Raw genomic sequence first — 12345 nt, forward strand, 5'->3', positions numbered from 1 at the left:
CGAGAGAGCTACGGCCGCACACCGCGAAGCGAGCGACCAAGAGCTGCGAGGCACCGGCACCCACACCCGCGCCCCCGCGACTCGGAAGAGCCACGGCCGCACACCGCGAAGCGGACGCGCGGGCAGCGGGGCCGACAGCCCTCGAGGGCCCGGGGGCTCGCTCCCGGTTTCGGGAAGGCGCGGGGCCGGGGAAAACGCCCCGCCCGCCTCACCGCGTCCGCAGCCTCGTCCCCACCCACGCCACCCCCGCCATCGGCAGAAACACCGCAGCGAACGCCCCCGGGTGCGAGCCCGACGCCCCCGACGCCACGTGCGCCGCCCCCACCGCTCCCCCGCCCAGCGCCGCGAATGCCGCCCCGCCCGTGGCGAGCAGCAGCACGTTCGACAGCCCGTCCGAAATCTGCAGCGCGGCCGAATTCGCGCCCGCCTCCCCCGGCGCCGACAGCTTCAGCAGCAGCACGCTCGTCGACGCGATCACCATCCCCATGCCGAAACAGCCCACGCCCCACGCGACCCCCACGACCCACACCGGAACCCACGCGATCAGCACACTCGGCGCCGTCGCGATCGCAGCCGCGACCAGCACCATGCCCAGCGCCATCAGCCGTTCCCGGTACGGCTCGACCCGCGGCCGGGACTGGACGTACGACCCCAGCGTCCACGTCGCCCCGCCCACCGCCAGCGAAAGCCCGGCCATCGTCGGCGACAGCCCCCGCTGGGTGACCAGCATCAGCGGTACGAACGACTCCGCCGCGATGAAGGACCCGGCCGCGATGCCCCGTAGCAGTACGACGGACGGCAGCCCCCGCACCGCCCGGTACGTCCCCTTCGGCAGCAGCCCCAGCGCGGCAGGCACCAGCAGTGCCGCGCCGGCGGCTGCAGGGACCAGCGAGAACCAGTTCAGGTCCTGGCCCGCGTACTGCAGCAGACCCGCGCCCAGCGAGATGCCCAGCGCGAGCCGGATCCGGCGCCGGTCGAACGGCTGCGGCGGCGCGCCGGGAACCGCGGGCCCGGACGCCATCCGCCGGATCGCCGGCAGCGCGAGCGCCAGCGGGAAGACGACGAGCGCCGGGATGCCGATGAACACCCAGCGCCAGCCGAGGTGTTCGGTGACCGTCCCGGCCGCGAGCGGCCCCACGACCGAGGGGATCACCCAGCTCGCGGCGAAGGCCGCCATGATCGCGGGCCGCAGCCGTTCCGAGTACGCGCGGCTGACGACCACGTACAGCGCGACGATCAGCAACCCGCCGCCGAGCCCCTGCACGGCCCTCCCGATGATGAACAGCCACATCGTGCCGGCGGTCCCGGACATCAGCAGCCCCGCGCCGAAGGCCGATATTCCGGTGGCGAGCGGCCGGAGCGGCCCGTTCCGGTCGGCCCACTGTCCGGAGAGCACCATCGCGAAGAGGCTGGTGGTGAAGTACCCGGAGAAGGCGAAGGCGTACAGCTCAATGCCGTGCAGCTCCCGCGCCGCGACCGGCATCGCGGTGCCGACGGCGGTCGCCTCGAAGGCGACCAGGACGACGACGGAGATGATGCCGAGACTGAGCGCGCGATGCTCCTTGCCGAGGACGCCTCGGCGGTCGGGCAGCGCGCCTCTGTCATCGGTCGGCGGCGCGACCTCGGCGTCACGGGGATCGAGAGCGGTCATGAGCCTCAGAGTAAGAGGCGTGGCCTTGGATGGCCCCTGTCGCTGGGCGGGATCCCGCTGGTCCCTTGGTCGTACGACCGTGAACCGTGAACGCCGTATGGCAGTCGCATTGCAGCATGCGCGACGGTATTGAGCCCACCGGAGAGCCCGCCTACGGTCGAGGCATTGGACGCACACGGCCGTGTGCCCGAGTGGTTGAGGGACTCGCCTGCAAAGCGAGTTACGCCGGTTCGATTCCGGTCACGGCCTCCGCGTACGTACGGCAGCGGCCGCCCCCATGGCGCGGGGGCGGCCGTCGGCGTACCTGGCCGCAGCACTCCCGCGCCGCAGGCCCAGGGCGCGCGTCATGCGCGTACTCCTCACGCCGATGTCGTCGGACCCAGTCCTGAGGACCCTGATACGGCGGCTGAGTCATCGGCGTGCACCTCATTCCGCGGGCATGCCGCCCGCACGTGGGGGGGATCTCGTACGAACCCTGCCGGTTCCGGCGCAGGCGCGGATGAGTATGGATCACTACCGGTCCTGAGCCCCCGCACTCATTCGAGTCCCCGGCAACACCGGCCGGCCCCCTCTCGACGGACCACCCGCCAAGCGGGCACCGGCACTTGAGTAGGCTCTGTCAGTCCAGACCAGCCTCGGGGGATTCGCAGATGGAACGAGCACAGACGGAACGATCGCGCGCGGACACTCCGCGCCAGATCGGCCCGTACCACCTGATCACCCGTCTCGACCCGGCCGGCCCCGGCTTCCCGCCCACTCCCCAGCGCCGCTTCATCGCACGCAGCGCGGACGGTGACCGTACGGTCTTCGTGAGTGTCCCCCTCGAAGGCACCGACCCGGGCCGCTTCCTCGTCGAAGCCGACGCGGGCCGCCGTCTGTTCGGCCCTTGGGTCTCCCCCGTCTCGGAAGTCTCGCCTCCGTCCGCGGCCCCCTGGTACGCGTCCCCCTACCTCCCCGCGCTGCCGCTCCCCGTAGCCCTGGCCGTCCACGGCGGCCCGCTGCCCGAGCGCACAGTACGGGCACTGGGCGCGGCTCTGGCCGAGACGCTTGCGGGCGCACACGCCACGGGGATCACGCACGCGGGCGTGTCCCCCGCGGCCGTACTCCTGGCCGGCGACGGCCCGCGCCTGACGTGCTTCGGCGCGGTACGCGCGGCGGCCCCGGACGGCGAGCAGCGCTCCGGCATCCCGGGCCTTGAGCCGGGCAGCCTGGCCCCGGAACAGGCCTCGGGCGGCCGCCCGCGTCCGCCGGGTGACATCTACGCGCTGGGGGCGGTCCTGGCGTACGCGGCGACGGGTCACACCGTCCCGGAACGTTCCGAACTCCCCGCCCCCCTCCGCTCTTTGATCTCCGCCTGCCTGAGGAGAGACCCGGCGGACCGCCCCACGGCACCCGAGGTCCTGCACGCGCTCCCACCGTCGTCGCCCGCCCCCACCGCGACGGTGCTGGACTCCACGGCGTCGTTGCTCACCCCGGGCTGGCTGCCGGGACGGGTGGTGGCGGCGGTTGCCCGCCAGTCCGCGGAAGTACTCGCCGCGGAGCTCCGCGTCCCGCTCTCCCCCGGGATCTGACCGGTGCTCTCTCCTCTGACACATGACGACCCTGTCCAGATCGGTGCGTACCGCCTGACCGCCCGCCTGGGCAGCGGCGGCATGGGCACGGTGTACCTGGCGCGTTCCGCCGGCGGTCGTACCGTCGCGCTGAAGACGATGCACGCGGGCATCGCCGCCGACGCCGACTTCCGTACGCGCTTCCGCCTGGAGACGGATGCGGCCCGCATCATCGGCGGCCACCACGGAGCGACTGTCGTCGACGCGGATCCACTGGCCGAAACCCCCTGGCTGGCAACGGAGTACGTTCTGGGCCCGCCCCTCGACGACGCCGTCTCCCTGTCCGGCGCGCTGCCCGAGCCGTCGGTCCGGGCGCTTGGCGCGGCCCTGGCCGGAGCACTCGCCCAACTGCATGCCTCCGAGGTCGTCCACCGCGACCTGAAGCCCTCCAATGTCATGATCACTGCATACGGCCCCAAGATCATCGACTTCGGCATCGCACGGGCGGCAGGAGACGACCGCCTGACCCGCACGGGTGCGGCGGCAGGCACGCCCGCCTTCATGTCTCCCGAGCAGGCCACGGGCCAGGAGCACACCCCGGCGGGAGACGTCTTCGCCCTGGCGGGCGTACTGGTCTTCGCCCTTACAGGCCACGGCCCCTTCGGCTCGGGCCAGCCGGCCGACCTCCTCTACCGCGTCCGCTACGGAGACCCGGACCTCACGGGCGTACCGGCCGCAGTGGTCCCGATCCTGATGCGCTGCCTCTCCAAGGACCCCGCACGGCGCCCCGCCACGATGGAGCTGGCCGCCGAACTCCACCACGGCCAGGGCCAATTCGCCGACCACCTGCCCGCCACGATCTTGACGGAGATAGCCCGCCGGGCAACAGAAGTCTGGCAACACCAGCCACACCGACTCCAGCCCCCGGCCGACCACAACACAGCTGAAACCATCCACGCCTTCACACGCGCCCCGATGCCCCGCCGCAAGGTGCTGGCGTTGTCCGGCGGCTCGGCACTCGCGATGACAGCGGCAGGCGTGGGCGCATGGTCGTGGCTGAAGAGCCCCGGAGACAAAGCCGCCGCCGCGGGCGCCGAACCGAGCCCCCCGCCCACAGCGAACACGCCGCTGCCCACCACCGTCGCCGACCGGCGCGAGACCTGGCGCAAGAGCATCAGAAGCAGCAGGCGCCCGCTCGTCCGGATGACGGTCGGCGAAGTCGTCGCGATGATGACCGACGAAGGACTGCTGGCCCTGGATGCCCGGAGCGGCGAGCGGCGCTGGATCGCCGGCAAGGTGAAACACCCGCGCCACGTCCACTCGGACGGAAAGCGGATTCATGTACTGCTCCCTCTCCCTGGAGGAAAGCACGGGAACCAGTTGTCGCTGCACGCCGTAGACCCGGTCGGCGGCCGAACGTCACTTGCCGGCTCTTTCGCGAAGTTCGACAAGCCCCTGCAAGAGGCCGCGCTGCTGCAAGTCGTGGGCGACACCGTCTACTTGGCCGCGCGAAAGGGCCTGCCGAACGATGCCGCGGGGGTACGGGCGCAGAGTTGGAGCGTGATGGCCGTCGATCCTCGCACCGGCACGGAGCGGTGGAGCTCGCCCATCCGCTCGTACGACATGGAGAACCCAGAAGACTCCATCTTCTCCGCCTTCGCCGGCAACCGCCTGATCCTCTGCCGGACGGCGAAGAGCGGAGGCAGCCTCGAGGTCAGCGCCAGGGACGCACGCAACGGTCAGCACGCCTGGGATGCGACCGTTGCCCGGGCAGCCGCAACCGACCCCCCTTCGGCCGTTCCCAACACGCTCGCCACCGACGACACGCGTGCCTACGTGGGCGGCAACCGCATCCAGGCACATCAACTCACCGACGGCGCCGTCACCTGGGCGTTCGGCGACGGGCGCAGCTCAGGCTCGTACGGCACTCCCGTGGTGAGGGACGGAGTGGTGTACGCGGCCGAGAAGGGCAGGGGTGTCGTAGCCCTGTCCGCCACAAACGGAGAGCTCCGCTGGGAGGCCGAGACCGGAGCGCTTCCCGACCTGCGGGTTCCACCCGTCGTAGGCGGCAAGTTCCTGTTTGTGATGGCCGAAACCGGCATCCGCGCAGTCAGCCTCAGCAAGCACTCGGAGGACTGGTCCTCGAAACCTGGCTCGCCCAGCCTCGTCCTCCACGAGGACAGCAAGCGTCTCGTTCAGTCGGACGGCAAGCAGGTCTTCGCCATCCGCTTCGACCTCACGTACTGAGCGAGCAACGTGACAGAACCCTCAGAAGACTCAGAAGACTCAGCAGACCGAGAAGAAGGACATCCGAATGATCCCCCTCGGCCCCGGCGACCCGCTCCGGCTCGGCCCCTACCGCCTCGCAGGGGTGCTCGGCGCCGGCGGCATGGGCAAGGTCTACTTCGGCCACGATAGCAGCGGCCACGCCGCGGCCATCAAAGTCCTGCTGCCCCAACTCGCCCACGACCAAGGCCTTGTGCAGCGCTTCCTGCGCGAGGCCGAGGCCGCCCGGGCAGTCACCGGCCAGGGTGTAGCACGCGTCCTTGCCGCCCAGACCGAGGGCGGCCGCCCCTGGATCGCGTCGGAGTTCCTGGCGGGACCGACGCTGGACCAGGCTGTCGCGGCATACGGGCCGTTCCTCGACGGGGCGGTGCGAGCGCTCGCGGCCTCCCTCGCCCGGGCGCTCCGGACCATCCATGCCGCAGGCCTGATCCACCGCGATCTCAAGCCGGCAAACATCGTGCTGACCTCACGCGGCCCCCGCATCATCGACTTCGGCATCGCGCGTCCGGAGCACGGTCTCACGCTCACGACCACGGGCCAGGTTCCGGTGACCCCCGGCTACGGAGCACCCGAACAGGTGCTGGGCCATCGGGTCGGGCCGGCCGCCGACATCTTCTCCCTCGGAGCCGTCCTGGCGTTCGCGGCCAGTGGCCGACGGGCGTACGACGGCCCCCATGCGGCTGCCGTGCAGTACACAGTGGTCCATGGGGAGCCGGACCTGACCCAGGTGCCGGAGCACCTGCGCGCGCTCATCGGGCCGTGCCTGGCGAAGGAGCCCGCGTTCCGCCCCTCGCCCGAGCAGGTCCGTACAGCCTTCGCGCCGCCCCGGCGCGCCGAACGGTTCTGGCAGCAGGGCGCATTGGGCGCGGACATTCAGCAGCGTGAGGTCGGCGCTCGGCAGCTGACCACGCTGCCCGGCACGGTCGTGACGCCGCCCCCGAACCGCCGCCGGTTCCTGACCGGGATCGCCGCCGGAACAGCCGTGCTGGCGGCGGGAGGGGGATCGGCTGCCTGGCTGCTGCGCGACGACGAGCCGGGTGACCAGAAAGGGAAGAGCTCCCACGACCAGAATGAGGCCGTTGACTCGTCCGCGGGTAAACCCACGTGGGGTCCGCTTGCCACCGCTGACCCGTGGAGCCCTCCTGCACTCTTCGTCGACGGCATCGTCGTCTTCGGAGCGAAGGACGGTGGGCTCGTCGCCTACGGCGCTGCCGACGGCAAGAAGCGCTGGAGCGCCGTGGACATCACCCCGTCCGCGGAGTATCTGGCGCTGCCCAGCGGCCTGATCATTGCCGCGGACGCGAGAGGGACGGTGCACGCCTTCGACCCATCAACCGGCAAGGAGGAGTGGACCGCGGATGTGGATGCCACCGCGGTGATGGCAGCGAACAAGGCGGCCGTGTATCTCATGACACGAGGCAAGAAGATCTGTGCCCTCGACACGAACACCCACAAGGTTCTGTGGACGGCCGCCAGTTCCTTCGAATTCGTCGGTGCGGCGGCTTCCGAGAGTCACCTGATTGTTCATGGAGACAACAAAGACGTCACAAAAAGACCAGAAGTCATCGCACTCGACACCGCTTCGGGCGCCAAGATCTGGAGCCGGCAATCCGCACGCGCCATCGCCAACATACCGACGATCCACGGCAACACCGTGGTGCTCGGCGGCAAGTCGCTGACAGCCGCACGGCTCAAGGACGGCAAGAACGTGTGGTCTGTCCCGGCCAGGTCCCCCACCGATTCACTCGCATGGGGTGCAGCCGCCGTAGACGGAAAGCACCTGTACGCGATCGACGGCACAACGCTCCACTGCCGACGGCTCAGCGATGGCGCGAAGGTCTGGACATACGACCTGAAGCTCACCCCTGTCGGCTACTACCCCCCGCGGTTCACCGACCGCTTCGTCTGCGAGGCCACAGGTGAGGACCCCAAGTCGTCCGACGTGGTGGCACTCCACAAGGACACGGGCAAGCGCGCGTGGGGTTACACCCAGCACAGCAACAAGCAGCTGAAGCTGGCGACAAGTGGCAACCAGCTCTTCCTGCTTCAGAACCAGAGCGCCACGGCTCTTCTCGCAAGTGGCTCATAGTCAGGGCAGGTTCCGAGCCGGCAGAGCACACATTCGCCGACGGATACCGTTACGAGTTGGGGACCGCCACCGCTGCCTGAGGCCTGATCGGGAGGCGGTTGATCGGGCGGCCCGTTGCCGCCCGCACCGCCGACGCGACCGCCGCCGGGGACGTCACCACCGGGACCGCGCTCGCCGCCTTTGCCCCGAAGGGGGCCACCACGTCGCGTTCCTCGACCAGTTTCACGATGCGAATGTCCGGGGCGTCCAAGGATGTCGGGAGGGCGTAACCCGTCAGGTCGGGGTGGCGGACCAGGCCGCGGGCCGTTCGGAGGTTTTCCGTGAGGGCCGTTCCCACGCCCTGGGTGACGCCCGCCTCGATACGGGCGGCCAGTTGGGCCGGGTTCAGGACCCGGCCGACGTCCTGGGCCACCGCCATCTCGACCACGCGGATCGAGCCCAACTCGATGTCCACGTCGACGACCGCGCGGATCGCGCAGAAAGCCAGACCCACGAAAGCATCACCCTGGCCCGACTCGTCCAGGGGCTCCGTCGGGTGGGGCCGGCACTGGGCCGTCGCCCAGAGTTCCTTGCCGTCCATCGCCTCCATCACCGTCGTCGACAGCACACCGTCGTACGACGTGATCTTGCCGTCGGTGATCTGGAGCAGCTCCGTCGACATCCCGAACTTGTGGGCCAGGGGCTGGAGGAGTTGCGTACGGACCATCTTCGCGGCGCGTTCGACCGCGCCGCCCGAGACCCAGGTGTGGCGGCCGTGAGCCGCCGGGCCAGCCGGGGGCTGGTCCGTGTCGATCGAGGCCACGTGGACCTCTTCGATGCCCAGCGTCTCCTGGACGATCTGGCGCGCGAGGGTGGAGAAGCCCTGACCGGTCTCCACCGCCGCGCAGATCACCGTCGCGATGCCGTCGTGGACCTTGACCGTTGCCGTGGAGACCTCGTCGGCGCCTTCCGCTCCCAGCATGTGGACCATGCCCAGCGCGTAGCCGACTCCGCGGCGGATCGCGCCGGGTTCCCCCGCGCCCTCCGGGCCGCCGGGGAGCAGCCAGTCGTTCTCGGGGCTGTCCTTGGGGAGAGAGGGGAGCGGGAAGTCCCGGACCGAGCGAAGGAGTTCGGCGACGGGCGCGGGGCAGGTGACTGTCTGGCCCGTCGGGAGGATGTCACCGGTCGCGAGCGCGTTGCGCAGCCGCAGTTCGGTGGGGTCGACTCCCAATTTCGCGGACAGCTTGTCCATTTGGGCTTCGTACGCCGCGCACACCTGCATGGCTCCCTCGCCGCGCACATGGCCCGAGGGCGGGTTGTTCGTACGGACCGCCCAGCCCTCGATGAAGGCGTGCGGGACGACGTACGGGCCGCAGGCGAACGCGACCGCGGCCGCGAGCGACTCGGAGGACGCGTCGGCGTACGCGCCCGCGTCAAGCAGCAGTTGGGCCTCGACCTTGACCAGGTGGCCCTCGGTGTCCGCGTGATGGCGGTAGCGCAGCAGCGTCGGGTGGCGGTGGGCGTGGCCGAGGAAGGACTCCTCGCGGGTCGCCGTCAGCTTGACCGGGCAGCCGGTCCTCAACGCCAGTAGCCCGAGCGGGAGTTGGAAGCCGGGGTCCTCGCGGTCGCCCGTCGCGCCCGGGACGCCCGTGACCACGACCTTCACCCGGTCCGGCTCCAGGCCGAAGCACGCTGCGGCCAGATCGCGGTCGGTGTGCGGGTCGGTGGAGGCGACGTACAGCTCCACCCCGCCGTCGGGGCGCGGGACGGCCAGGCCGGCCTCGGCGCCGATCGGGGCGGGGTCCTGGCGGCCGATGCGGTAGAGGCCCTCGACGATCACCTCGCCCGTCACATCGGGGTCGCCGTAGCGAAGGGGGATGTGGCGGATCAGATTGCCGTCGGGGTGCAGGGGCTCGGCGGCGAAGGCCTTCTCGGGGTCGGTGACCGGCTCGAGCACCTCGTACTCGACGGCGATGGCCGCCGCAGCGAGGCGGGCCGTGTCCGGGTGGTCCGCGGCGACCGCCGCGATCGCCTCGCCGTGGTGGCGTACGAGTTCGGAGGCGAAGACGGGACGGTCGGCGATACGCCTGCCGTACGCCGAATCGCCCGGAATGTCCTCGTGGGTAACCACCGCCCGTACGCCCGGCATCTCCAGCGCCGCCGAGGTGTCGATCGAGCTGATCCGCGCGTGCGGGTGCGGTGAGCGCAGGATCGCCGCCCACAGCAGGCCCTCGGCCCAGAGATCGGCGGCGTACGGGAATGTGCCCTCGGTCTTGGCGCGGGCGTCGGCCGGGGGGAGGGACGCGCCGAGGCCGTGGGCGGGAGGCTCCGTCTGGGGGCCGTCGACCGTCCGGGGCGTCGTCGTCGTCGTGGTGGCCGCGTCGTTGCTCACGCCATGCCTCCGTCGTGCGGGTGGGGCTGCACACTACCTGCGCCGGGGGGCGCCTGGTGCGGAATGCGGGCTTCCTCACTCGCCTCGGCGACGGTCGCCGCGATCGCCGCGCGCTCGGCCGCCACTTCGCGTACGGCGTCGAGGACGCCCCGGTAACCGGAGCAGCGGCAGAGGTTGCCGCAGAGCGCCTGGCGGGTCTCGAGCTCTGTGGGGGCGTGGTTGCCCTCGAGCAGGTCGTGGACGGTCATGGCCATGCCGGGGATGCAGAAGCCGCACTGGACCGCGCCACAGCCAGCCAGGGCGCGCTGGACGTCCGAGGGTTCGCCGTCGGTGGCGAGGCCCTCGACCGTACGGACCTCGGAGCCGGCGGCCGTCGCCGCCGGGACCAGGCAGGAGGCGACGAGACGGCCGTCGACCTGGACGTTGCACGCGCCGCACTCGCCCTGCGAGCAGCCGTCCTTGGCGCCGGCGAGGCCGAGACGCTCGCGCAGTACGTAGAGGAGGGACTCGCCGATCCAGGCGTCGGTGACGGGGCGGTCGGTGCCGTTGACGCGCAGGACGTAGGAGGTGGGCGGGTGTTCGTCGCTGCCCGTGGAGGAGGTGGGGGCGGGGGCCTCAGGGGCGGGGGGCTCTTCAGGGCTCGCCGCGGCCTCGGCCTCGACGGCTTCCTGCTCCTGCCCCTGCCCCTGTACGGGCTCCGGCTCCTCGGCCGCCGCGGCGGGCTCCGGCTGCGGCTCCGGCGCCATCGCCCAGGGCGCGGGCGCTCCGCCCGGCAGGGTTGCCGGTGGCTCCTGCGCGGTCGCCCAGGGGGCCGTCGCCCCGCCCGGCAGAGTCGCGGGCGGGGTCGCCGTACCCCAGTGGGACGCCAGCGAAGATGCCGTGAACTCGCCGGACTCGTCGGGCAGATCGCCGTCCGCCACCGGAATCGTCCACTGACCGGTCATCTCGGAGGCGGGAGCGGCCGGCGGCTCGGCTCCCGGGAAGGCCCACTGTCCCGTGGCGTGCGGGTCGGCGTGCGCGTCTGCGTACCGGTCGGCGTGCGGGTCGGCATGCCGGTCGGCGTGCGGGTCCGCGTGCCGCTCGGTGCCCGCGGGCTCCGGCCACTGCGTCCCCGACGGCTCCCCCGCCGCCTGCTGTACGGCCCAGCTGTCCGTCGCCGCCTGGTGCCCCGCGGCCGGCGTCAGCGGCCTGATCATCGGCGGTACGTAGCCGTGTCCGGGCGCTTCGAGCGGCGCCGCGTCCAGTGCGCCCTCGGGCGGCAGTTGCAGAAAGCCGGTGGCCTCCGCGTCGTACTCGCCGCCCTGGGGCGTGGGCTGCCAGCCCCCCCGCTCCGGCGGGCGTCCCTGCTGGTTCTCCTCATTGCTCACGACAGCGCCCTCCCCAGTGCACGTCGGGCCAGCGCGGCGACGGTGCGCCGCACATGCAGTACGGCGGGCGGCAGCACGGGCTGTTCCTCACCCTGCTCGGCCGGGGCCGGATCCGGGATGCACGCCGCCGCGACGTACTCACCGAAGGCCGCCAGCGCCTCGCCCGCAAGGCCACGCTCGCCGTCCCAGTCGATCAGTGACGCGATCCACCGCTCCGCCTCCAGCGGCCGCAGCGGCATCGGCGCGATCGCGCCCACCGCGCAGCGCACTCCGCGCCGCGCCGGGTCGAGGACGACAGCGACGGATGCGGTGGCGCGGCCGGGGCCGGTGCGGCCCGTGGCCTTCAGGAAGACCTGCGGGGCGTGCAGGAGGGGTACGCGTACGAAGCCGATCAGTTCGGCGGGGGCGAGCATCTCCCGGCCCGCCAGCAGATGGGAGACGGGGATTTCCCGGCGCGTGCCGCCGGGTCCCGCGATCACCAGGTCCGCCTCCAGGGCGGCCAGCACGGGCAGGGTGTCGCCGGTCGGCGCGGCCGTGGCGATATTGCCGCCGAGCGTGCCCGCGTTACGGATCTGGGGCGGGCCGGCGGCGCGCGCGGCCGCGGCCAGCGCGGGGATGAGGGCCGCGAAGTCGGGCCGTCCCATCCGGGCGTGGGTGAGTCCGGCGCCGAGCAGCGCGTGCCCGTCCTGGTAGCGCCAGCCGCGGATCTCGCTGATGCGGCCGAGGCCGACGAGGCCGGCCGGGCGGAGTTGGCCCTTGTTGACGGCGGCCATGAGGTCCGTGCCGCCCGCGACAGGCACGGCGGCGGGCATGGCGGTCAGCGCCGCCACGGCCTCGTCGAGCGAAGCCGGCAGCGTCACCGACTGCCCCGTCTGCGGTGCGTGCGTGGTCACCCAGCTGCCCCTTCCCGGTGTCCCGCCTGTGTTGGCCGTACCGTACGTGCTCACAGCCCGGACGAGGCAACTCTGGCACATCTTCCGGGCCGACCGGCGAGAGGGTCCGCGAAGGGCAGATCCGTACCGGATACACCG

The 12345-nt window shown here is 71.9% G+C and carries 7 protein-coding genes and 1 tRNA gene; 4 read left to right on the plus strand and 4 right to left on the minus strand.

Annotation, left to right across the window (positions count from 1 at the left end; genetic code table 11):
• Positions 1 to 208 precede the first annotated feature (208 nt).
• Positions 209 to 1651 carry an MFS transporter gene (locus J7E87_RS09640; RefSeq protein ID WP_215092077.1) on the minus strand — a complete coding sequence of 481 codons (1443 nt, stop codon included), beginning with the start codon at positions 1649 to 1651 and terminating at the stop codon, positions 209 to 211.
• 177 nt (positions 1652 to 1828) lie between these two features.
• Here J7E87_RS09640 and J7E87_RS09645 point away from each other — a divergent pair.
• From J7E87_RS09645 to J7E87_RS09660, 4 genes are all read left to right on the plus strand, one after another.
• Positions 1829 to 1900, plus strand: a tRNA-Cys gene (locus J7E87_RS09645).
• A gap of 401 nt (positions 1901 to 2301) precedes the next feature.
• Positions 2302 to 3222 (plus strand): serine/threonine protein kinase, encoded by a 921-nt coding sequence (locus J7E87_RS09650; protein ID WP_215092079.1) that lies wholly within the window; start codon positions 2302 to 2304, stop codon positions 3220 to 3222.
• A gap of 3 nt (positions 3223 to 3225) precedes the next feature.
• Positions 3226 to 5448, plus strand: coding sequence for a PQQ-binding-like beta-propeller repeat protein (locus tag J7E87_RS09655; protein ID WP_215092081.1), 2223 nt, complete (start codon positions 3226 to 3228; stop codon positions 5446 to 5448).
• 67 nt (positions 5449 to 5515) lie between these two features.
• A complete protein-coding gene (locus J7E87_RS09660) occupies positions 5516 to 7576 on the plus strand; it encodes a serine/threonine-protein kinase (protein ID WP_215092083.1) in 2061 nt (686 codons plus the stop codon).
• 49 nt (positions 7577 to 7625) lie between these two features.
• Here the strand turns inward: J7E87_RS09660 and J7E87_RS09665 are convergent, their stop codons facing one another.
• Genes J7E87_RS09665 through J7E87_RS09675 form a run of 3 tightly spaced genes read right to left on the minus strand, consistent with a single transcriptional unit; the run spans position 7626 to position 12207 of the window.
• Complete coding sequence (locus J7E87_RS09665) at positions 7626 to 9947, minus strand: xanthine dehydrogenase family protein molybdopterin-binding subunit (RefSeq protein WP_215092085.1); 2322 nt, start codon at positions 9945 to 9947, stop codon at positions 7626 to 7628.
• On the minus strand, positions 9944 to 11314 hold the full coding sequence (locus J7E87_RS09670; protein WP_215092087.1) for a (2Fe-2S)-binding protein: 1371 nt from the start codon (positions 11312 to 11314) through the stop codon (positions 9944 to 9946). The genes J7E87_RS09665 and J7E87_RS09670 overlap by 4 nt, the downstream gene beginning before the upstream one ends.
• Positions 11311 to 12207: a xanthine dehydrogenase family protein subunit M gene (locus J7E87_RS09675; RefSeq protein WP_215092089.1), complete on the minus strand. Its 897-nt coding sequence runs from the start codon at positions 12205 to 12207 to the stop codon at positions 11311 to 11313. Before J7E87_RS09675 ends, J7E87_RS09670 begins: the two co-directional genes overlap by 4 nt.
• Positions 12208 to 12345 lie beyond the last annotated feature (138 nt).

Source organism: Streptomyces sp. ISL-1, from assembly GCF_018614585.1.
In the GTDB taxonomy this organism is placed as follows: Bacteria; Actinomycetota; Actinomycetes; order Streptomycetales; family Streptomycetaceae; genus Streptomyces; species Streptomyces maoxianensis.

Bases quoted from the DNA above. Each gene is read 5' to 3' on its own strand.
- J7E87_RS09640 (WP_215092077.1), bottom strand. From the start codon at position 1,651: ATGACCGCTCTCGATCCCCGTGACGCCGAGGTCGCGCCGCCGACCGAT.
- J7E87_RS09660 (WP_215092083.1), top strand. From the start codon at position 5,516: ATGATCCCCCTCGGCCCCGGCGACCCGCTCCGGCTCGGCCCCTACCGC.
- J7E87_RS09650 (WP_215092079.1), top strand. From the start codon at position 2,302: ATGGAACGAGCACAGACGGAACGATCGCGCGCGGACACTCCGCGCCAG.